Raw genomic sequence first — 19332 nt, 5'->3', positions numbered from 1 at the left:
ATCGGCCCATGAATCCTGTGAGTGGTGGGAGTCCTGTGGACGAGGAAGCGGCCCGGCTGCACCGGGCGAAGGTCTGGGGCGGCGCCGAGCGCAAGCTGTGGGACACCTCGGTGGACGGCACCGTCGGGGCCCGGCTGCGCGAACTGGCCGACTGGACGGAGGCCGCCGGTCACGGCGAGGCCCCGCTCGACACGTACGGCAACGGGCTCGTGGAGGAGCTGGAGCGGCGCGTCGCCGAGGAGCTCGGCATGCCCGCCGCCGTGTTCTTCCCGACCGGCACCATGGCCCAGCAGGTGGCGCTGCGCTGCTGGGCCGGGCGCACGGGCAACCCGGTCGTCGCGCTCCACCCGCTCGCCCACCCCGAGGTCCACGAGGGCGGCGCGCTCGGGGCCGTGTCCGGGCTCCGTACCGTCCACCCGACCGACGCCCCTCGGCTGCCCACCGCCGAGGAGGTGCGGGACCACCCGGAGCCCTTCGGGACGCTGATGCTGGAGCTGCCGCTGCGGGACGCGGGCTTCGTGCTGCCGTCCTGGGACGAGCTGACCGACGTGGTGGAGGCGGCCCGGGAGCGGGACGCGGTGGTCCACTTCGACGGGGCCCGCCTGTGGGAGTGCCCGACGCCTTTCGGCCGTCCGCTCGCGGAGATCGCGGGGCTCGCCGACAGCGTGTACGTGTCGTTCTACAAGTCCCTCGGCGGCCTGTCCGGGGCCGCGCTCGCCGGCCCCGAGGACGTCATGGAGGAGGCCCGGGTCTGGCGGCACCGCTACGGCGGCCTCCTCTTCCAGCAGTACCCGGCGGCGCTCGCCGCGCTCCGCGGCCTCGACGTCGAGCTGCCCCGGCTGCCCTCGTACGTGGCACACGCGCGCGTGGTGGCCGAGGCGCTCCGGGAGGAGCTGGCGGAGGCGGGCGTGGGCTGGTTCCGGGTCCACCCGGAGACCCCGCACACCCACCAGTTCCAGGTCTGGCTGCCGTACGCCGCCGACGTCCTCACGGCGGCGGCCCTCGCCCAGACGGAGGCCACCGGCACCGCCCTCTTCCGCCGCTGGTTCGCCCCGGGCGCGGGCGGCCCGCCGGGGGTGGCCCTGACCGAGCTGACGGTGACCGGGCCCGGCCTCGCGTGGACGGCGGCGGACGTGAAGGAGGCGGTACGGGACTTCCTGTCCCGGATCGACGCCTGACCGGGCTGTCCCGGATCGGCGTTTGACCGCGCTGTCCCGGATCGGCGCCCGAGCGCGGCCGTCGGCGGGGCGGCGCCTGACCGCGATCGTCGGCGGGCGGCGCAGGGCCGCGGCCGTTCAGCGGGGCGGCGGCTGTCAGCGGGGCGGCGGGAAGCCGAGGCGGCGCAGGGCCGCGCGGAGGCGGAGGCGCGCTCCGCCGCCGGCCCTGCGGCCCGCCAGGACCCGTTCGAGGCGGCGGCGGTCGCGCACGGCCCTCAGCAGGGCGAGGTCGCCGGTGCCGGGCGCCGGCGGAGCCGGCTCCCCGAGCCGTTCGGCGCGGTAGCTGTCGAAGAGGTACTGGTGCAGCGCGTTCATGCCCTCACCGTGCGCCGCACCGGTGCGGCCCCGCCCGTCGATTGACGGCCCCCGTCAAACGGGACGACAGGACCCCCGCCCCACCCCGCACCATGGACGGGTGAGCGTGACCATCGACATCACCGGACTGCCGCACGAGCGGATCACCTTCTGCCCCTCGCCGCTGGCCGAGCTGGGCGCCGCCCTGCACGCGCTGGCCGAGCCGGGGCACCACGCACGGCTCCATGCCTGGACCACCACGACGACGGCGGCGCTGAAGCCGGAGCTCGCCGACCGGCTCCACGAGGCCGACTTCATGTGGAACGCCACCCGCTCGGACATCCTGCTGCCGGCGCGGCCCCGGGAGACCCTCGCGGAGGAGCTGGACGACCTCGACCGCATGGACGACGAGAAGTTCGTGGGTTCCGCCCTGGAGATCTCCTGCAACAGCTCGTACACCCACAAGTCCCGCTCGCCGCTCGTCGACGGGCGGACGCGCCGCCGGGCCCTCGACCTGGCGGCCGCGCGCGGGCCCCGGCAGGCCGCCTTCGTGGAGCGGATGCTGGCCGATCCGCCCGGCACGCGCGCGTGGATACGGCGGCTCCTGGAGGACTGCGACGAGGCGTTCTTCGCCGACACCTGGCGGCGCGTGCGGGTCCAGCTGGCCGCCGACGCCCGCCACAAGACCGAGCTGATGCGCCGCAAGGGGCTGGCCGAGGCCGTCGCCGACGCCTCCCCCGCGATGATCCTGGAGGAGGACGCGCAGGGCTCCCGGATCGTCGTCGACAAGCTGGTCCAGGGCCGGACGAGCGCCGAGGGCTCCGCGGTGACGTTCCTGCCGACGGCCTTCGGCTGGCCGCACCTCTTCGCCCTCTACGCGCCCGGCTGGCAGCCCGTCGTCCAGTACCCGATCCCCGCCCGCGACCTGGGCGGCGGGGTCTCCGTCGAGGAGGTCAAGCTCCGTGTGGAGGCCGTCGCGCACCCCATGCGGATGCGGCTCTGCCGCAGTCTGGCCCGCGGCGCGCTGACGACGAGCGAGCTGGCCGACGCGTACGGCATCACCGCGCCCGAGGTCTCCCGGCACCTCGCGGTCATGAAGAAGGCCGGTCTGCTCACGACCCAGCGGCGCGGCCGGTACGTCCTGCACCAGCTGGACGTCTCGGTCATCGCCCGGCTCGGCAGCGACTTCCTGGAGTCGGTGCTGCGGTAGGCGGTGTCCTGTCGGCCGGGCTCCTGGGCCGCCGGTGCGTCAGGCCGTGCCGCCGCCCGCCCGGACCAGGCCCGACTCGTAGGCGAGGACGACGACCTGGACCCGGTCGCGCAGGCCCAGCTTGGTGAGGATGCGGCCCACGTGGGTCTTCACCGTGGCCTCGGAGAGGACCAGGCGGGCGGCGATCTCGCCGTTCGACAGGCCCTGCGCGACCAGCATCATCACCTCGCGCTCCCGGTCCGTCAGCCGCGCCAGGGCGCCGTCGACGGCGCGCGTCTCCTTGCCCGTCGACGGGAGCATCGGCGAGAAGCGGTCCAGGAGCCGGCGGGTGGTGGAGGGCGCGACCACCGCGTCCCCGCTGTGCACCGAGCGGATCGCGCCGAGCAGCTCGGCCGGCGGCACGTCCTTCAGCATGAAGCCGCTGGCGCCCGCCTTGAGCCCGGAGAACGCGTACTCGTCGAGGTCGAAGGTGGTCAGGATCAGCACCTTCGGCGCGTCCGGCTGGGAGCAGATCCGCCGGGTCGTCTCCACGCCGTCCAGCTTGGGCATCCGCACGTCCATCAGCACGACGTCGACCGCCGTGGACCGCAGCACCTCAAGGGCCTCGACCCCGTCGCCCGCCTCCGCCACGACCTCCATGTCCGGCTGGGCGGCGAGCACCATGCGGAAACCGGTGCGCAGCAGCACCTGGTCGTCGACGAGCATCACACGGATGGACATGTCAGGAAGTCCTCTTCTGGTGGGCGGGGCGATGTCCTAGTGGGCGGGCTTGAGGGGGAGGAGGGCGCTGATCCGGAAACCGCCGCCCGGGCGCGGTCCCGCGTCCAGCGTGCCGCCGACCATGCCGACCCGTTCCCGCATGCCGATCAGACCATGCCCACGGCCGTCGGCACCCCCGTCCTCGTACATCTCCTGCGGCGCTCCGCGGCCGTCGTCCTCGACGAGCAGCCCGAGGCCGTCGTCGAAGTAGACCAGCCGGACGCTGGCGCCGACGTCCGGCCCGCCGTGCTTGCGGGTGTTGGTCAGGGCTTCCTGCACGATCCGGTACGCGGTCAGCTCGACGCCGCTCGGCAGCGGGCGGGGGCTGCCCTCGATCGCGAAGTCGACGGTGAGACCGGCGCTGCGGACCTGCTCGACGAGGTCCTCGATCTGCCGCACGTCGGGCTGGGGCACGTACTCCCCGGCCTCCTGGTGCTCCCCGGTCCGCAGGATGCCGAGCAGCCGGCGCATCTCGGCGAGGGCCTGCCGGCCGGTGGTGGAGATCGTGTCCAGGGCCTGCCGGGCGGTCTCCGGGGAGGACTCCATGACGTAGGCGGCGCCGTCGGCCTGGACCACCATCACCGACACGTTGTGCGCGACGACGTCGTGCAGCTCGCGGGCGATCCGGGCCCGCTCGGCGGCGACCGCGACCTTGGCCTGGGCCTCGCGCTCCTTCTCCAGGCGGGAGGCCCTCTCCTCCAGCTGCGCGAAGTAGGCGCGGCGGGTGCGGAGCGAGTCGCCGAGGACCCAGGCGAGCGCGAACGGCACGGTCATGATCACGGTGAAGAAGATCTTGGCGGCGCCGGATTCGGTGCCCTCTATCGGCCATCTCAGCTGGGAGAGCGTGGAGGCGCAGAGGCCGCCGGCGAGCGCGAGCCGGGACGCCCAGCGGGGTCCGTCGTGCGCCGCGACGGTGAAGATGATCACGAGCATGGCGAAGTCGGCCAGGAACGGCCGCAGGCCGAAGACGAGCTGGGCGACGCCCAGGGCGACCGCGAGCAGCAGCATCTTCTCGGGCGCGCGCCGGCGCAGGGCCACGGCCAGGGAGAAGAGCGCGGCGACGGCGCCGTACGCGACGGGGTGGCCGACCGCCGGGTAGGTCGTCCCCACCCACAGCAGGGAGAACCCGAGGAGGACGACGGCCCAGAAGGTGTCGACGCCCGTCGGGTGTCTGCGGATGAAGTCGTAGAGGCGCTGCACGTCACCCAGAGTAGGGACAGAGAGATGGTGCAGGGATCAACCGTGGGGTCGATCCTTGGCGGGGGGCCCGTACTCCCCGAGGTGGAGACTGGGGCCCGTGATGGATGAGACGTGTCAGTGGCAGGGGTGGCGGGCGGCCGCGGAGCGGGCGCTGTACGGCCCCGGGGGCTTCTATCTGCGACCCGAGGGTCCTGCGGGGCACTTCCGCACCTCGGTGCACGCCTCCCCCCTCTTCGCGGCGGCCGTGGCCCGGCTGCTCGGAGAGGTCGCGGAGGAGCTCGGGTCGGCCCGGGTGGACCTGGTGGACGTGGGCGCGGGCCGCGGCGAGCTGCTCACCGGGGTGCTCGCGGCGACCGCCGGAAGCGGCCTCGCCGTCCGGGCGGTCGCGGTGGAGCGCGCCGCCCGGCCGGCCGGGCTCGACCCCCGGATCGAGTGGACGGACCGGGTGCCGGAGGGCGTGCGCGGGCTGCTCTTCGCGAACGAGTGGCTCGACAACGTGCCGGCGGACGTCGCCGAGGTCGACGAGGCGGGCGCCGCCCGGTACGTGGAGGTCCGCCCGGACGGCACGGAACGGCTCGGCCCGCCCGTCTCCGGCCCCGACGCGGAGTGGCTGGCCCGCTGGTGGCCGCCGGCCGGTCCCGGCACCCGGGCCGAGATCGGGCGCCCCCGCGACGAGGCGTGGGCCACGGCGGTCGGCCGCCTCGCGGCGGGCCGCGCGGTGGCCGTCGACTACGCCCACGTACGGGCCGCCCGGCCGCCCTTCGGCTCCCTCACCGGCTTCCGCGCGGGCCGCGAGGTGACGCCCGTCCCCGACGGCACCTGCGACCTGACCGCCCACGTGGCACTGGACGCGTGCGGCACCGCGGCGGCCGGGCTCCCGGCGGCCGAGCTGGTCACCCAGCGGGAGGCGCTGCGGCGGCTCGGGGTGTCCGGGGGACGGCCGCCGCTCTCCCTGGCCTCCTCCGACCCCGCCGGCTACGTGCGCGCGCTGGCCTCGGCCGGCGAGGCGGCCGAGCTCACCGCACGCGGCGGGCTCGGCGACTTCCTGTGGCTGGTCCAGCGGGTCCCGGCCGGCAGGTGAACGGGGCGGGCGGCGGGCTCGGGGCAAGGGGGATACTGTCCCGCATGACGGAGACGACGGTCGGCATCGGCGGCGCGGCGGAGAGCACCGACATGGTGCTGAACATCGGGCCGCAGCACCCTTCGACCCACGGTGTGCTCCGGCTCCGGCTCGTGCTCGACGGCGAGGTCGTCCGGCAGGCCGAGCCGGTGATCGGCTACATGCACCGCGGCGCCGAGAAGCTCTTCGAGGCGCGGGACTACCGGCAGATCATCATGCTGGCCAACCGACACGACTGGCTCTCCGCGTTCTCCAACGAGCTCGGCGTGGTGATGGCCGTCGAGCGGATGCTGGGCATGGAGGTCCCCGAGCGGGCCGTGTGGACCCGGACCCTCCTCGCCGAGCTGAACCGCGTCCTCAACCACCTGATGTTCCTCGGCTCGTACCCCCTGGAACTCGGCGGGATCACCCCGGTCTTCCACGCCTTCCGGGAGCGCGAGGAGCTCCAGGCGGTGATGGAGGAGGTGTCCGGCGGCCGGATGCACTACATGTTCAACCGGGTCGGCGGCCTCAAGGAGGACCTGCCGGCCGGGTGGCTGGGACGGGCGCGGCAGGCGGTCGCGGACGTGCGGTCGCGGATGGACGTGTACGACAAGCTGGTCCTCGGCAACGAGATCTTCCGGGGCCGTACCCGCGGGGTCGGTGTCCTGTCGCCGGCCGCGGTCCACGCGTACGGGGTGTCGGGGCCCATCGCCCGCGCCTCGGGCGTCGACTTCGACCTGCGCCGCGACGAGCCGTACCTCGCCTACGGGGAGCTTCAGGACACCCTGCGGGTCGTGGTGCGCGAGGAGGGCGACTGCCTCGCCCGGTTCGAGTGCCTGCTGGACCAGACCCACAACTCCCTGGACCTGGCGGACGCCTGCCTGGACCGGATGGCGGAGCTGCCCCAGGGGCCGATCAACCAGCGGCTGCCGAAGGTGCTCAAGGCCCCGGAGGGCCACACGTACGCGTGGACCGAGAACCCGCTCGGCATCAACGGCTACTACCTGGTGTCGAAGGGCGAGAAGACCCCGTACCGGCTGAAGCTGCGCTCGGCGTCGTTCAACAACATCCAGGCCCTGGTCGAGCTGCTGCCGGGGACGCTCGTCGCCGACATGGTCGCGATCCTCGGCTCGCTGTTCTTCGTCGTCGGCGACATCGACAAGTAGGCGACGGGCCGGGACGGGCCGGCCGTCGCCGCGCCCTGGCACGACGAAGCCCCGCCGTTTCGCGGCGGGGCTTCGTCGTGCCGGGGGCGGGGCTTCGTCGTGCCGGGGCCGTCCGGGCCCGGACGGCGGTGCGTCAGGAGCTGACGGCGCCGCGCAGTTCGGCCACGTCGATCTGCTCGGTCTCGTCGTGCGCGGTCAGGTCGATGACCTGGCCGATCGCGCGCGGCGGGGCCGCCACGCGCGGCACGGTCACTGCGGCGGCGGTGGGGTTGCCGACCGGGGTGAGGAACGGGGCACCGGCCGAGGTCTCGGCGGCGAGGACCTCCTCGAGGACCTCCTCGCCCACGACGTCGGCGAGGTCGGTGTGCTGGACGGCCTCGATGGCCGCCGCCGCCTTCTGCATACCGAAGAAGTCGAAGCCGCCCTCGGGGCGCGGGACGGGCCTGCGGGCCGCGTACGGGACGATCGCGCTCGCGGTCGGCACCGCGGGCAGGGCGGTGGGGGCGGACACGGCCGGCGGGAGGGCGAGAGCGGCGGCGGCCGGACGGGCGTGCTCGGTTCCGGCGGCCGCCGCGTGCTTCCCCTGCGGTTCCTCCGTCTCACGGGCCCGCTCGGCGAGGTCACGGGCGCGGGCCGCCTCGGTGGTGCGGCGGGCCTGCTGCGCGGCGGCGTTGCGCGGGAGGTCGCGCAGCGCCTGGGCGGCGCGGCGGTATGCCTCGGGGGTGGGTGTGGCCCCGGCGGCCGGCAGCGCCTTGGCCCCGGTGGCGGTGGTCTCCAGGGCGAGGACGCGGCGGCCCTCCAGGGCACTGGCCCGCTCGGTCTCGGCCGTGGCGTACCGGCGCAGGAGGTCGGCGTGCTCACCGCGCAGCGCGGCGAGCTCCACGCGCTTGGCGCGGAGCTTGGCGTCGAGCTTGGCGCGCAGGGCGCGGGACTCGTCCAGGTCGGACTCCAGCTCGGCGGTCCGCTCCTCGGACTTCCACTGGTCGGCGGTACGCGCCCGGTCGAGCTCGGCGACCCGCAGTCCGGCGCTCCGGTCCCAGCTGCGCATGAGGACGGCACCGGTGACGGCGGCCGCCGCCGCGGCGGCGGCGAGCAGCCGGACGACCACCAGGTCGCCGGGCAGCCAGGCGGCCGCGGCGCACACGACCGCGGCGCCGGCGACCGCGGAGGGCGGCAGCAGCTTGTGCAGAGGCGGGGAATGGCGGTGGCGTCCACGTGGCATGGCCTGAAATTTACCGTGCGTAGGCACTGTGTGGGGTGTCGGCCCGGCAATCTCTTGGCCACTTCTCGCCACAGGAAGTGGATACCAACCGTTCCGGTTCCGTTTCGGGCCGACTCCCCTCACCCGGGGACTACTTGTCGACCAGCCCCTTCTCCACCAGATAGGTCTTGGCGACGTCCTCCGGCTTCGCCCGCTCGGCGTCCACCTTGCGGTTGAGTTCGGCGAGATCCGCTGTGGTCAGCACCTGGGTGAGCCGGTCGAGCGCGGCGGCTATCTCGGGAGAACCGGCGTCCTTGGCGTTGACCACGGGCAGCACGTTGTCGGCGTTCTGCAGCTTCTTGTCATCGGTGAGGAAGACCAGGCCGTAGCCGTCGATCGTGGCGTCCGTGGTGGTGGTCAGGACCAGCTGGTCCACACCGTCCTTGACCGCCTGCTTCGCCTGCGGGGTGCCGACGCCCTTGGGGTCGATCCCGGTCACGTCGATCCCGTACGTCTTCTTCAGACCGGGCGCGCAGAACGGCCGTACCGCGCATTCGTCACCGGCCGCGATCTTCACCTTCAGCTTGGAACGGCCGAGATCGGAAAGGGTCGTCAGCTTGTTCTTCGCGGCGAATTCCTTCGTCACCGCGAAGGCGTTCTGATCGACGGCCGCACCGACCGCGAGCACCTTCAGACCGCGCGGTTCCGCGAGCTTCCGCAGCGCCTCCACCGTCGCCGTCGCGTCACCCGAGGCGACCGGCTTCTCCTCGGGCGCCTTCGGCCCGTTCACCTTCGCGTTGAGGAATTCCGCGATCGTCGCCGCGTATTCCGGTACGACGTCGATCTCGCCCTTCTCCAAGGACGGCTCGTACAGCTCGCGATTCTTCACGGTGGTGATCGACACGGAGTATCCGGCGTCCCCCAGCACCTGGGCGTACAGCTCGGCGAGGACCTTGGCCTCGGTGAAGGCCGCGGCGCCCACCACCAGCGAGCCCTTCTTCGCGCTCCCGGTGCCCCCGGAGCTCTTCTTGCCCTCCTCCAGGCTGTCACCGCCGCACGCGGCGAGCCCGACGGTCAGCGCCGCCGTACCCAGTACCGCGCCCGCGATACGCGAGACCCTGTTCACGAGATCACCCATCCCCAGTCAGCGTTCAGTAAGTCGTTCGAAGCGCGCGCGTCGCGCGCGTCCTGCGCGTCCTTCGACGCGTGCGAGTCCGTCGAAGCGTGCGAGCTGGCCGAAGAGGCGCTCCGCGCCCACCAGCGCGCCCTCCACCAGGAGGGCCAGCAGGGCCACGAGCACCGCACCGGCGACGACCTGCGCGGTGTCGTACGTGGCGAAGCCCGCGGTGATGATCCGGCCCAGGCCGCCCTGGCCGACCATCGCCGCGACCGTCGCCGTGGCCACCACCTGCACCGCCGCCGACCGCACCCCGGTCATCACCACCGGCCGGGCCAGCGGGAGTTCGACCTTGCGGAAGAGCTGGCCACCCGTCATCCCCATGCCCCGCGCGGCCCGCACGGCGGCCCGGTCCACCTCCCGCACCCCCACGTACGCGTTGGTGAGGAGCGGGGGTATCGCGAAGAGCACCAGGGCCACGACGGTCGGCACGTACCCGGCGTTCCGCAGGGGCGACACCATGAACAGGGCGAGGACCGCGAAGACGGGGATCGCCCGCCCCACGTTCGACACGTTCACCGCGAGCGCCCCGCCCCGGCCGAGGTGGCCGAGCCACAGCCCCAGCGGCAGCGCGAGCGCCCCGGCGATCAGCAGCGCCGCCCCGCTCACGTACACGTGCTCGGCGAGCCGCTGCCCGACGCCGTCCTCGCCCGCCCAGTGCGCGCCGGTGGTGAGCCAGGCCCAGGCATCCGTCACGACCCCCATCTCACCCACCCCCCGGCGCGGTCCGTATCCGGGTCCACGGCGTGAGCAGCCGCTGGAGGCCCAGGAGGAGCAGGTCGGCGACGACGGCGAGCAGCACGCACAGCACCGAGGCGGCGAGCATCTGCGCCTTGAAGAAGGTCGGCAGCGCGTCCTCGATGAGGTTGCCGAGTCCGCCGCGGCCGACGACCGAGCCGACCGTGGTCAACGCGATCGTGGAGACCGTCGCCATCCGGACGCCGGCCATCAGCACCGGGAGCGCCAGCGGGAGTTCGACCTGCCACAGCAGCCGCCACGAGCCGTACCCCATGCCCCGCGCGGCCTCCCGTGTCTCGGCCGGCACCGCGGCGAGCCCGGCCAGCGTGTTCCGCACGAGGATCGTCAGGGCGTACAGCACGAGCCCGGTCACCACCAGCGCCGCCGACAGCCCGAAGAAGGGCAGGAGCAGCGAGAACATCGCGAGCGACGGCACCGTGTAGAGCAGGGTGGTGAGGCCGAGGACCGGACCGGCGAACCGGGGCCTGGCCCGCACGAGGAGCGCGAGGGGCACCGAGACGGCGAGGGCGATCAGCACGGACGCGACCGTGATTCCCACATGCTGGAGCAGCGCGTCCGTCAACTCCCGGCTGCGCGTACGCAGATACTCCCCGCAGATCCAGTCGTTCGCGACCAGACAGTTCGGCGCGCTCATCGTCCCTCCCCCCGGGGCTCCACCCTCCCGAACGCTTGTCTGACGACCCTAACCCCCGCCACCGACAATCCCCGGAACTCGCCACAATGCGGCAACACGCCCTTCACACACCCCCGGCACCCAGGGGCCAGAATGGGGAACCATGATCCGGTTCGAGCACGTGACCAAGCGGTACGCCGACGGCACCACCGCCGTCGACGACCTCTCCTTCGAGGTCGCCGAGGGCGAACTCGTCACCCTGGTCGGGCCGTCCGGCTGCGGCAAGACGACCACGATGATGATGGTGAACCGGCTCGTCGAGCCGACCTCGGGCCGCGTCCTCGTCGACGGCGAGGACATCTCCGGCGTCGACCCGGTCGCCCTGCGCCGCAAGATCGGCTACGTCATCCAGCAGGTCGGGCTCTTCCCCCACCGGACCGTCCTCGACAACACGGCGACCGTCCCCGCCCTCCTCGGCTGGAAGAAGGCCGCCGCACGCGCGCGTGCCGCCGAACTCCTCGACCTCGTCGGCCTCGACCCGGCCACCTACGGCCCGCGCTACCCCGCCCAGCTCTCCGGCGGACAGCGCCAGCGCGTCGGCGTCGCCCGCGCCCTCGCCGCCGACCCGCCCGTCCTGCTCATGGACGAGCCCTTCGGCGCCGTCGACCCCGTCGTCCGCGAACGCCTCCAGAACGAGTTCCTCGCCCTCCAGGCCACCGTCCGCAAGACGGTCCTCCTCGTCACCCACGACATCGAGGAAGCCGTCCGCATGGGCGACCGCATGGCCGTCTACGGGCAGGGCCGCATCGAGCAGTTCGACGCCCCGGCCACCGTCCTCGCCTCCCCCGCCACCCCCTACGTCGCGGACTTCGTCGGCAGCGACCGCGGCCTCAAACGGCTCGCCGTCACCCCGGTCACCAAGGCCGACCTCGACCCGTGGGCGAAGGACGCCGGGACCCCGGAGGACGGCGCCCCCGCCCCCGTACCCCTCGGGACCTCCCTGAAGGACGCCCTCGCCGTACTCCTCCAGCACGACACCGGCCGCCTCACGGTCACCGGCGCCGACGGCGACCCGCTCGGCGTCCTCACCCCGGCCGGCGTCCACCGCGCCCTGCGCCGGGCCACCCAGGAGTGACCGGGGCCGGTGCGCGCACCGGCCGGGCGGCGGCGGAGCCGGGCGGCGACACCCGGATCAGGTGGCGCTGAGCTTTCCGCCCATCCAGACAAGACCCGCCGGGATCTCCCGGTTCCACGTGTTGAAGTTGTGGCCGCCGCTCTCCAGCGTGATCGACGAGACCTCCGCCGGACTCTTCACCTTCCGGACGAACTCCCGCGTGCCCTTCAGGTTGTCCTCGCCCCGCTTCGACGTCGTCACCAGGAACGACGAGTTCCCCTGCGGCAGGTGGTCCAGGCTCCACAGCAGGTCGGACCGCTTGCGCAGCCGGTCGTCGCCATGGAAGAGATCACCCGTCGTGACGTCCTCCGCGGCCCGGTAGTACGCCGAGAACCCCGCCCCCGCCGCGAACCGGTCCGGATGGTGCAGCGCGATCTTCAGCGCGCAGTACGCCCCCGTGGAGTTCCCCATGAACCCCCAGTTCCGGGGCTTCGTCCCCACCCGGTACGTCTCCGAGACAGCCCTCGGCAGATCCTCCGCGAAGAAGGTCTCCGTCTGCGGACCCCCGGGGACGTCCACGCACTCGGTGTCCCGCGGCGGTGCCACCGTCGGACGCAGCATCACCAGGATCATCGGCTGCATCCGCCCCTCCCTCGCCTGGACGTACGCCGTCTTGGGGTACTTCAGCCCCTTGATCAGGTTCTCCGCCATGCCCGGATATCCGGTGAGCACCACCGCCGCCGGGAACGTCCGCTTCGCGTACCGCGCCTGGAAGTACTCCGGAGGGAGGTACACGTACGCCGGCGAGACGATCCCGGACCGGTCCCCCGCTATGACGACCTTCTGTATCTGACCGCCGATCGCGGGACGCCCGGCGCCCGGCACGTCGAGCGTCCGCGTCCCCACCACCCGGACGTCCTTCGAACCCGCCGCGTGGTCGACGACCACCCCCATGCCCTGCTCCCGGCCGAAGAGGTCGGCCCACGAACCGTAGAAGAGGAACGACCGGTTCGCCGCCAGTCCCACCGCCGCGAACAGCGCCACCTGGGTCACGAGCAGCAGCCCCACCCGCCCCACGACGCGACGCCACCCGCTCCGCGCGAGCCGCGGCCACAGCAGCACCGTGGCCACGAACAGCAGCACGGCCAGCGCCACTGCCGACCAGAGCACCTTGTCGCTGGTGAGTCCCATGAGACGACCGAGCCTTCTTTCCGAGAATTTCCTGTGAACCGATGAACCCGACACCGCACGGCTCCGTCCTAGAAGGCGCACCAGCCGGAACGGCCCGCCGAACGCGCAGCGAGGCCCGACCGGAGTCGAGAGCCCTCGCAGGACCCCTCGCGGGACCACGGGAACCACGGGAAGCACGGGAAGCCATGTCTGTCACGGTAGATGGGGACAAATCAGGATTGGTTCCGGTTCGGGTACGCCGGATTCTCCGCGGCCCCCGGCCCGAGAAGGTCCCCGCCCTCGTCGGCACGGCCTGCACCCTCATCGGACTCATCGACATCGCCGCCGGAGTCTTCCCCCGATTCCGCGCCAGCCGCATGCACGCCGTCGCCGAAGTCCTCCCCGGCACCCTCGGCCCCCTCTCCGCCGCCCTCTCCCTGAGCGCCGGCGTCCTCCTCCTGCTCCTCGCCCACGGCCTCAAACGCCACAAACGCCGCGCCTGGCGTGCCGCCGTCGTCCTGCTCCCCCTCGGCGGCCTGGCCCAGTTCGTCTGGCGCCACTCCGTCCTCGGCGCCCTCCTCTCCCTCGCCCTCCTCGCCCTGCTGCTGCGCCACCGGAGCGAATTCGCCGCACTGCCCGACCCCCGCAGCCGCTGGCGCGCCCTCGCCAACTTCGTCGTCATGGGGGCCGGATCCATCGCCCTCGGCCTCGTCATCGTCAGCGCCCACCCCCGCCGCGTCATCGGCAGCCCCAGCCTCGCCGACCGCCTCGAACACGTCCTGTACGGACTCTTCGGCGTCGAAGGCCCCGTCGGCTACACCAAGGGCGTCGACTGGACCGTCGGCTACTCCCTCGGCGCCCTCGGCATGCTCACCGCCCTCACCACCATCTACCTCGCGTTCCGCCCCGAACACCCCGCCGCCCGCCTCACCGACGACGACGAGACCCGCCTGCGCGCCCTCCTCGACCAGCACGGCGGCCGCGACTCCCTCGGCCACTTCGCACTCCGCAGCGACAAGGGCGTCGTCTTCTCCCCCAGCGGCAAGGCCGCCGTCTGCTACCGCGTCGTCTCCGGCGTCATGCTCGCCAGCGGCGACCCCATCGGCGACGTCGAAGCCTGGCCCGGCGCCATCGAACGCTTCATGGACGAAGCCAAGGCCCACTCCTGGACCCCCGCCGTCATGGGCTGCTCCGAGACCGGCGGCCAGGTCTGGACCCGCGAGACCGGCCTCGACGCCCTCGAACTCGGCGACGAAGCCGTCGTCGACGTCGCGGACTTCTCCCTCGCCGGCCGCGCCATGCGCAACGTCCGCCAGATGGTGAAACGCATCGAACGCAACGGCTACACCACCCGGGTCCGCCGCGTCCGCGACCTCGACGAAGACGAACTCGCCCACGTCCGCCGCGCCGCCGCCGCCTGGCGCGGCACCGACACCGAGCGCGGCTTCTCCATGGCCCTCGGCCGCATCGGCGCCCCCGGCGACGGCGACGCCGTCATAGCGACCGCCCACAAGCACGACGACGACAACACCGCATCCCCCTACGGCGACCTCAAGGCGATCATCCACTTCGTCCCCTGGGGCCCCGACGGCATGTCCCTCGAACTCATGCGCCGCGACCGCTCCGCCGACCCCGGCATGAACGAACTCCTGATCGTCGCCGCCCTCCAGGCCGCGCCCGACCTCGGCATCGAACGCGTCTCGCTCAACTTCGCCATGTTCCGGTCCGCCCTCGCCCGCGGCGAGAAGATCGGCGCCGGCCCCGTGCTCCGCGTCTGGCGCGGCCTGCTCGTCTTCCTCTCCCGCTGGTTCCAGATCGAGTCGCTCTACAAGTTCAACGCCAAGTTCCGGCCACGCTGGGAACCCCGCTTCGTCGTCTACCGCGCCAGCCGCGACCTCCCCCGCATCGGCTTCGCCGCCATGCAGGCCGAAGGCTTCGTCAACCTCTCCCTGCCCCGCCCCTTCACCCGCCGACGCCCCGCACCGACCCCCCGGCCCTGCGCCCACATCGTCCCGGCCACCGCCGAGCGCGAGGTCCGCGCGGCCTGATCTCGCCCCAGGGCCCTACGCTGGACACATGAGTACGACGATCGACCGGGGCACCGCCCGGGGCCTGCCGGAGTGGGACCGCTGCGCGGTCATGGGCGTGGTCAACGTGACCCCCGACTCCTTCTCCGACGGCGGCCGCTGGTTCGACACCACGGCCGCCGTCAAACACGGCCTCGAACTCGTCGCCGAAGGCGCCGACCTCGTCGACGTCGGCGGCGAATCCACCCGACCGGGCGCCACCCGCGTCGACGAGGAAGAAGAACTCCGCCGCGTCGTCCCCGTGGTCCGCGGCCTCGCCGCCGAAGGCGTCACCGTCTCCGTCGACACCATGCGCGCCCGGGTCGCCGCCCGCGCCGTCGACGCCGGCGCCGTCCTCGTCAACGACGTCAGCGGCGGCCTCGCCGACCCGGCCATGGTCCCCGCCGTCGCCGCCGCCGAGGTCCCCTTCGTCGTCATGCACTGGCGCGGCTTCAGCCAGGACATGAACAGCCTCGCCGTCTACGACGACGTCGTCGGCGAGGTCGTCGGCGAACTCCGCACCCGCCTGGAAGCCGTCGTCGCCGGCGGCGTCCACCCCGAACGCATCGTCGTCGACCCCGGCCTCGGCTTCGCCAAGCTCGCCCCCCACGACCTCGCCCTCGTCGCCCATCTCCCCGAGCTCCGCGCCCTCGGCCGGCCCCTCCTGGTCGCCGCCTCCCGCAAACGCTTCCTCGGCCACGTCCTCACCCGCGAGGGCGCCGCCCCGCCGCCCGCCCGCGAACGCGACGCCGCCACCGCCGCCGTCTCCGCCCTCGCCGCCCACGCGGGCGCGTGGGCCGTCCGCGTCCACGAGGTCAGGGCCACCGCCGACGCCGTACGAGTCGCCCGAGCCGTCGAGGGAGCCGCGTGAGCCGCACGGGCCGCAGCACCGACGAAGCGGCCGTCGAAGCCGCCAACACCGCCTTCTACGAGGCGATGGAGACCGGCGACTTCGAAGGCGTCTCCGCCCTCTGGCTCGACGACGGCGCGACCCCCATCACCTGCGTCCACCCCGGCTGGCCCGTCCTCACCGGCCGCGGCGACGTCCTCCGCTCGTACGCCCTGATCATGGCGAACACCGAGTACATCCAGTTCTTCCTCACCGACCTGGAGATCTCCCTCGCCGACGGCACCGCCGTGGTCACCTGCACCGAGAACATCCTCAGCGGAGGTCCCGCCGAGGACGGCGCCGAGCTCGGCCCCCTCGTCGGCCAGCTCGTGGTCGCCACCAACGTGTTCCGCCGCACCCCCGACGGCTGGAAGATCTGGTCCCACCACGCCTCCCCCGTCCTCACCGACAACGACGAAGAGGACACCGAACGGCCCGGCGTCGACGGCACCGAACCCCCCGCCTGACCCGCCCACGCCCCCCAAGGGCAAGCGCTGTCGGTCCCCGCAGGTAGATTCGACAGTGGACACCCGGCCGTCCGCACCCGGCTGCGTGGCCACCCGAACTACGACAGCAGGAGTGATTCGCGTGGATCGTGTCGCGCTGCGCGGCCTCAAGGCCCGAGGCCACCACGGCGTCTTCCCCAAGGAGCGCGAGGAGGGCCAGACCTTCATCGTGGACCTGGTCCTCGGCCTGGACACCCGCCCCGCGGCGGCCGACGACGACCTGGCGAAGACCGTGCACTACGGCATCGTCGCCGAAGAGGTCGTCGACGTCGTCCAGGGCGAACCCGTCGACCTCATCGAAACCCTCGCCGAGCGCATCGCCCAGCAATGCCTCAGCCACGCCGGGGTCCAGGAGGTGGAAGTCGTCGTCCACAAGCCGGACGCACCCATCACCGTGCCCTTCGACGACGTCACCATCACGATCACCCGGAGCCGACGATGAAGCCGACGCAGAGCGACCCCACCGTCCAGCCCGTACCGGCCTCCGTCGTCGCGACCGTCGACGCCGCCGACACCACCCTCTCCAACCCCCGCTGGGCCGTCCTCGCCCTCGGCGCCAACCTCGGCAACCGCCTGGAGACCCTCCAGGGGGCCGTCGACGCCCTGGCGGACACCCCGGGCCTCCGGGTCAAGGCCGTCTCCCCCGTCTACGAGACGGAGCCCTGGGGCGTCGAGCCCGGCAGCCAGCCCTCCTACCTGAACGCCGTCGCCCTGGTCAGGACGACGCTGCCGCCCTCCTCCCTGCTGGAGCGCGCCCAGGCCGTCGAGGAGGCGTTCCACCGCGTCCGCGAGGAGCGCTGGGGCGCCCGCACCCTGGACGTCGACATCATCACGTACGCGGACGTCGTCTCCGAGGACCCCGTCCTCACCCTCCCGCACCCCCGCGCCCACCAGCGCGCCTTCGTCCTCGCCCCCTGGCAGGACATCGACCCCGAGGCCCAGCTCCCCGGCCACGGCACCGTCGCCGCGCTCCTCGCCGCCCTCGGCCGCGACGACGTCACTCCCCGTGTCGACCTGGAACTCCGTCTGCCCGAGTAGTCGTTAGGCTCGTGGCAACCGCCCGCGACCACATGAAGGACACCCGGTGAAACAACTGCGGCTGAAGGTGCTCGCCGGACTGTTCCTCGTGGCCGGCATCCTCTCCTGGGGTGCCGCCCGCCTCTGGGACTCGGTCGGCACCCTCCCCAGCGTGCCGATCGCCGCACCCATCGTCCTCGCCGTGATCGCCGTCGTCCTCACCGCGACCGCCCTCTCGATCCGGGTCCGCCTCAAGGCCCAGCGCGAGCGCCGCCCCGGCGCCAAGGGCGTCGAACCCCTCATGGCGGCCCGCGCCGTGGTCTTCGGCCAGGCCAGCGCCCTGGTCGCCTCCCTCGTCGCCGGCATGTACGGCGGCACCGGCGTCTTCCTGCTCGGATCCCTCGACGTCCCCGCCCGCCGCGACCAGGCCCTCTACGCCGCCCTCGCCGTCGCCGCGGGCATCGCCGTCATCGCCGCCGCCCTCTTCCTGGAACGCGTCTGCAAGCTCCCCGACGACGACGAGAACGGCAAGGGCCACGCCCCCGTCTCCTGAAACCCCGAAGCACACCCCTTCCCTGCTCTGCCCCGCCTCCTACCAGGGCTCCCGCACGAGGTGCCCGTTCACCAGTGCCGCATCGCGTCGGACAGGTACGAGGAGACGACCCGCACCCGGAAGCCCGGCAGGTCGCGCTTCAGATAGCCGGAGGGCCGGCTCACCGCTTCCAGACGGGCGGGCAAGCCGGTGCAGGTGGTCAGCGCAGCCGCGTATCGGGAGGCGAAGCCCTCCTCGTTCACGACCAGCGACACGTAGTTCCTGCCGACCGTACCGTCGGCGCAGGTGGCCCCGACGAAGTAGCCGAACTCGTACCCCGGCCTGATCGTCAGCCGTTCCCGGCACAGCTTCCGTGCATGCGTCCAGGCGATCGTCGTCCCCGCAGCGCCCGCCGCGCGTGCCCACCCGTCCGGCGTGGCAAGGAGCAGGTCCGGGCTGGCGGTGAAGGTCATGTGGTCGGTAACCACATCGACGGCAGCACGCGCCTTCGCCGCCCTCACGTCCACGACCGTGGTCTGCACCGTCCGGTCGCCGTCCAGCGTCCACATCGCACTGCCCGGAGCGACGTTCTTTGCCTGGACACAGCCGTCCACGAGGTTCACCAGCATCTTGCTGGTGGGCCCGTACCCCATACCGATCCCCCCTTGATCAGCGATCAACTCCACTGATCAAGGACGGTAGGGAGCAAGACGGACAGCCCGCCACTAACGGGCCATTATCAGGGACATAGCCTCGGCGCGTGTAGTAGCGTCACGAAGTTGCCCACGTACCGCCGAGGTCGTCGTCTTCGCGCCCGGTTTACGGACACCGCGCAGAGCCATGCACATGTGCTCCGCCTCGATGACGACGATCGCACCACGGGCATCGAGGATGCGCATCAGCGAGTCGGCGATCTGCGTCGTCAGGCGCTCCTGGACCTGCGGGCGGCGCGCGAAGACTTCGACGAGACGAGCCAGCTTGGACAGGCCGGTGATCTTGCCCGATTCAGCCGGAATGTAACCAATGTGAGCTACGCCATGGAATGGCAGCAAATGATGTTCACACTGACTTGTCAGTTCGATGTCCTTCACGAGGACCATCTCGTCGTGTCCGAGGTCGAACGTCGTCGTCAGAACGTCCTCGGGCTTCTGCCACAGCCCCGCGAACAGCTCCTTGTACGCCCGCGCCACCCGCGCCGGTGTCTCGCGCAGGCCCTCGCGGTCGGGGTCCTCGCCGACGGCGATGAGGAGTTCGCGGACGGCGGCCTCGGCGCGCTTCTCGTCGAACTCGCCGATCGTGCCCTCGCCGTCCAGGGTCACCGGGTCGGTCATCTCTGTGCC

General features: G+C 72.8%; 21 protein-coding genes. 11 read left to right on the top strand and 10 right to left on the bottom strand.

Annotated features, from left to right (window positions below):
- Positions 1 to 8 precede the first annotated feature (8 nt).
- On the top strand, positions 9 to 1178 hold the full coding sequence (locus ACFVZH_RS17095) for a threonine aldolase family protein (RefSeq protein WP_384897993.1): 1170 nt from the start codon (positions 9 to 11) through the stop codon (positions 1176 to 1178).
- Positions 1179 to 1313: 135 nt separating this feature from the next.
- Here the strand turns inward: ACFVZH_RS17095 and ACFVZH_RS17090 are convergent, their stop codons facing one another.
- Positions 1314 to 1532: a hypothetical protein gene (locus ACFVZH_RS17090; protein ID WP_384897991.1), complete on the bottom strand. Its 219-nt coding sequence runs from the start codon at positions 1530 to 1532 to the stop codon at positions 1314 to 1316.
- A 100-nt stretch (positions 1533 to 1632) separates the two neighbouring features.
- Between ACFVZH_RS17090 and ACFVZH_RS17085 the strand changes: the two genes are divergently transcribed.
- Positions 1633 to 2721: a DUF5937 family protein gene (locus ACFVZH_RS17085; protein ID WP_384897989.1), complete on the top strand. Its 1089-nt coding sequence runs from the start codon at positions 1633 to 1635 to the stop codon at positions 2719 to 2721.
- A gap of 39 nt (positions 2722 to 2760) precedes the next feature.
- Here ACFVZH_RS17085 and ACFVZH_RS17080 read toward each other — a convergent pair whose 3' ends face one another.
- Both ACFVZH_RS17080 and ACFVZH_RS17075 read right to left on the bottom strand, forming a co-directional pair.
- Entirely contained in the window at positions 2761 to 3441 is a 681-nt protein-coding gene (locus ACFVZH_RS17080) for a response regulator (RefSeq protein WP_384897987.1), read from the bottom strand.
- 36 nt (positions 3442 to 3477) lie between these two features.
- On the bottom strand, positions 3478 to 4680 hold the full coding sequence (locus tag ACFVZH_RS17075) for a histidine kinase (RefSeq protein WP_384897985.1): 1203 nt from the start codon (positions 4678 to 4680) through the stop codon (positions 3478 to 3480).
- Positions 4681 to 4780: 100 nt separating this feature from the next.
- On the opposite strand from ACFVZH_RS17075, the gene ACFVZH_RS17070 reads away from it, so the two are divergent.
- Both ACFVZH_RS17070 and ACFVZH_RS17065 read left to right on the top strand, forming a co-directional pair.
- Complete coding sequence (locus ACFVZH_RS17070) at positions 4781 to 5761, top strand: SAM-dependent methyltransferase (protein WP_384898082.1); 981 nt, start codon at positions 4781 to 4783, stop codon at positions 5759 to 5761.
- 44 nt (positions 5762 to 5805) lie between these two features.
- Entirely contained in the window at positions 5806 to 6948 is a 1143-nt protein-coding gene (locus ACFVZH_RS17065) for an NADH-quinone oxidoreductase subunit D (protein WP_384897983.1), read from the top strand.
- Between the two features lie 133 nt (positions 6949 to 7081).
- On the opposite strand, the gene ACFVZH_RS17060 is transcribed toward ACFVZH_RS17065, so the two are convergent.
- From ACFVZH_RS17060 to ACFVZH_RS17045, 4 genes are all read right to left on the bottom strand, one after another.
- Positions 7082 to 8170 carry a hypothetical protein gene (locus tag ACFVZH_RS17060; RefSeq protein ID WP_384897981.1) on the bottom strand — a complete coding sequence of 363 codons (1089 nt, stop codon included), beginning with the start codon at positions 8168 to 8170 and terminating at the stop codon, positions 7082 to 7084.
- Positions 8171 to 8300: 130 nt separating this feature from the next.
- On the bottom strand, positions 8301 to 9287 hold the full coding sequence (locus ACFVZH_RS17055; protein WP_384897979.1) for an ABC transporter substrate-binding protein: 987 nt from the start codon (positions 9285 to 9287) through the stop codon (positions 8301 to 8303).
- A 6-nt stretch (positions 9288 to 9293) separates the two neighbouring features.
- A complete protein-coding gene (locus tag ACFVZH_RS17050) occupies positions 9294 to 10031 on the bottom strand; it encodes an ABC transporter permease (protein WP_384897977.1) in 738 nt (245 codons plus the stop codon).
- A 1-nt stretch (position 10032) separates the two neighbouring features.
- Positions 10033 to 10719 (bottom strand): ABC transporter permease, encoded by a 687-nt coding sequence (locus tag ACFVZH_RS17045; protein WP_384897975.1) that lies wholly within the window; start codon positions 10717 to 10719, stop codon positions 10033 to 10035.
- A gap of 142 nt (positions 10720 to 10861) precedes the next feature.
- Between ACFVZH_RS17045 and ACFVZH_RS17040 the strand changes: the two genes are divergently transcribed.
- Complete coding sequence (locus ACFVZH_RS17040; protein WP_384897973.1) at positions 10862 to 11833, top strand: ABC transporter ATP-binding protein; 972 nt, start codon at positions 10862 to 10864, stop codon at positions 11831 to 11833.
- A 57-nt stretch (positions 11834 to 11890) separates the two neighbouring features.
- Here ACFVZH_RS17040 and ACFVZH_RS17035 read toward each other — a convergent pair whose 3' ends face one another.
- Positions 11891 to 13003 (bottom strand): alpha/beta hydrolase, encoded by a 1113-nt coding sequence (locus ACFVZH_RS17035; RefSeq protein WP_384897971.1) that lies wholly within the window; start codon positions 13001 to 13003, stop codon positions 11891 to 11893.
- Positions 13004 to 13188: 185 nt separating this feature from the next.
- Between ACFVZH_RS17035 and ACFVZH_RS17030 the strand changes: the two genes are divergently transcribed.
- From ACFVZH_RS17030 to ACFVZH_RS17005, 6 genes are all read left to right on the top strand, one after another.
- On the top strand, positions 13189 to 15030 hold the full coding sequence (locus ACFVZH_RS17030; protein ID WP_384897969.1) for a phosphatidylglycerol lysyltransferase domain-containing protein: 1842 nt from the start codon (positions 13189 to 13191) through the stop codon (positions 15028 to 15030).
- A 28-nt stretch (positions 15031 to 15058) separates the two neighbouring features.
- Positions 15059 to 15919: a dihydropteroate synthase gene (folP, locus tag ACFVZH_RS17025; protein ID WP_384897967.1), complete on the top strand. Its 861-nt coding sequence runs from the start codon at positions 15059 to 15061 to the stop codon at positions 15917 to 15919.
- Between the two features lie 65 nt (positions 15920 to 15984).
- On the top strand, positions 15985 to 16404 hold the full coding sequence (locus tag ACFVZH_RS17020) for a nuclear transport factor 2 family protein (RefSeq protein WP_384898080.1): 420 nt from the start codon (positions 15985 to 15987) through the stop codon (positions 16402 to 16404).
- A 121-nt stretch (positions 16405 to 16525) separates the two neighbouring features.
- Complete coding sequence (folB, locus tag ACFVZH_RS17015; RefSeq protein ID WP_017240053.1) at positions 16526 to 16885, top strand: dihydroneopterin aldolase; 360 nt, start codon at positions 16526 to 16528, stop codon at positions 16883 to 16885.
- Positions 16882 to 17481, top strand: coding sequence for a 2-amino-4-hydroxy-6-hydroxymethyldihydropteridine diphosphokinase (gene folK / locus ACFVZH_RS17010; RefSeq protein WP_384897965.1), 600 nt, complete (start codon positions 16882 to 16884; stop codon positions 17479 to 17481). Before folB ends, folK begins: the two co-directional genes overlap by 4 nt.
- 46 nt (positions 17482 to 17527) lie before the next feature.
- Positions 17528 to 18013, top strand: a complete 486-nt coding sequence (locus tag ACFVZH_RS17005; protein WP_384897963.1) for a DUF3180 domain-containing protein — start codon at positions 17528 to 17530, stop codon at positions 18011 to 18013.
- A gap of 68 nt (positions 18014 to 18081) precedes the next feature.
- On the opposite strand, the gene ACFVZH_RS17000 is transcribed toward ACFVZH_RS17005, so the two are convergent.
- The gene (locus ACFVZH_RS17000; protein ID WP_384897961.1) at positions 18082 to 18645 is read right to left on the bottom strand and encodes a hypothetical protein; all 564 of its coding nucleotides are present in this window, start codon (positions 18643 to 18645) and stop codon (positions 18082 to 18084) included.
- Positions 18646 to 18717: 72 nt separating this feature from the next.
- Complete coding sequence (gene folE, locus ACFVZH_RS16995) at positions 18718 to 19323, bottom strand: GTP cyclohydrolase I FolE (RefSeq protein WP_384897959.1); 606 nt, start codon at positions 19321 to 19323, stop codon at positions 18718 to 18720.
- Positions 19324 to 19332: the final 9 nt, after the last annotated feature.

Source organism: Streptomyces sp. NPDC059534 (genome assembly GCF_042743475.1).
Lineage (GTDB): Bacteria > Actinomycetota > Actinomycetes > Streptomycetales > Streptomycetaceae > Streptomyces.
The sequence above is the reverse complement of the archived record's forward strand: the minus strand, read 5'-3'. Positions and strand labels throughout refer to the sequence as shown.

Coding starts and splice junctions, on each gene's coding strand:
- folK (WP_384897965.1), top strand. CDS start 16,882: ATGAAGCCGACGCAGAGCGACCCCACCGTCCAGCCCGTACCGGCCTCC.
- folE (WP_384897959.1), bottom strand. CDS start 19,323: ATGACCGACCCGGTGACCCTGGACGGCGAGGGCACGATCGGCGAGTTC.
- ACFVZH_RS17065 (WP_384897983.1), top strand. CDS start 5,806: ATGACGGAGACGACGGTCGGCATCGGCGGCGCGGCGGAGAGCACCGAC.
- ACFVZH_RS17055 (WP_384897979.1), bottom strand. CDS start 9,287: ATGGGTGATCTCGTGAACAGGGTCTCGCGTATCGCGGGCGCGGTACTG.
- ACFVZH_RS17030 (WP_384897969.1), top strand. CDS start 13,189: ATGTCTGTCACGGTAGATGGGGACAAATCAGGATTGGTTCCGGTTCGG.
- ACFVZH_RS17050 (WP_384897977.1), bottom strand. CDS start 10,031: ATGGGGGTCGTGACGGATGCCTGGGCCTGGCTCACCACCGGCGCGCAC.
- ACFVZH_RS17020 (WP_384898080.1), top strand. CDS start 15,985: ATGGAGACCGGCGACTTCGAAGGCGTCTCCGCCCTCTGGCTCGACGAC.
- ACFVZH_RS17060 (WP_384897981.1), bottom strand. CDS start 8,170: ATGCCACGTGGACGCCACCGCCATTCCCCGCCTCTGCACAAGCTGCTG.
- ACFVZH_RS17045 (WP_384897975.1), bottom strand. CDS start 10,719: ATGAGCGCGCCGAACTGTCTGGTCGCGAACGACTGGATCTGCGGGGAG.
- ACFVZH_RS17090 (WP_384897991.1), bottom strand. CDS start 1,532: ATGAACGCGCTGCACCAGTACCTCTTCGACAGCTACCGCGCCGAACGG.
- ACFVZH_RS17095 (WP_384897993.1), top strand. CDS start 9: ATGAATCCTGTGAGTGGTGGGAGTCCTGTGGACGAGGAAGCGGCCCGG.
- ACFVZH_RS17040 (WP_384897973.1), top strand. CDS start 10,862: ATGATCCGGTTCGAGCACGTGACCAAGCGGTACGCCGACGGCACCACC.
- folP (WP_384897967.1), top strand. CDS start 15,059: ATGAGTACGACGATCGACCGGGGCACCGCCCGGGGCCTGCCGGAGTGG.
- ACFVZH_RS17070 (WP_384898082.1), top strand. CDS start 4,781: ATGGATGAGACGTGTCAGTGGCAGGGGTGGCGGGCGGCCGCGGAGCGG.
- ACFVZH_RS17080 (WP_384897987.1), bottom strand. CDS start 3,441: ATGTCCATCCGTGTGATGCTCGTCGACGACCAGGTGCTGCTGCGCACC.
- ACFVZH_RS17000 (WP_384897961.1), bottom strand. CDS start 18,645: ATGGGGTACGGGCCCACCAGCAAGATGCTGGTGAACCTCGTGGACGGC.
- ACFVZH_RS17035 (WP_384897971.1), bottom strand. CDS start 13,003: ATGGGACTCACCAGCGACAAGGTGCTCTGGTCGGCAGTGGCGCTGGCC.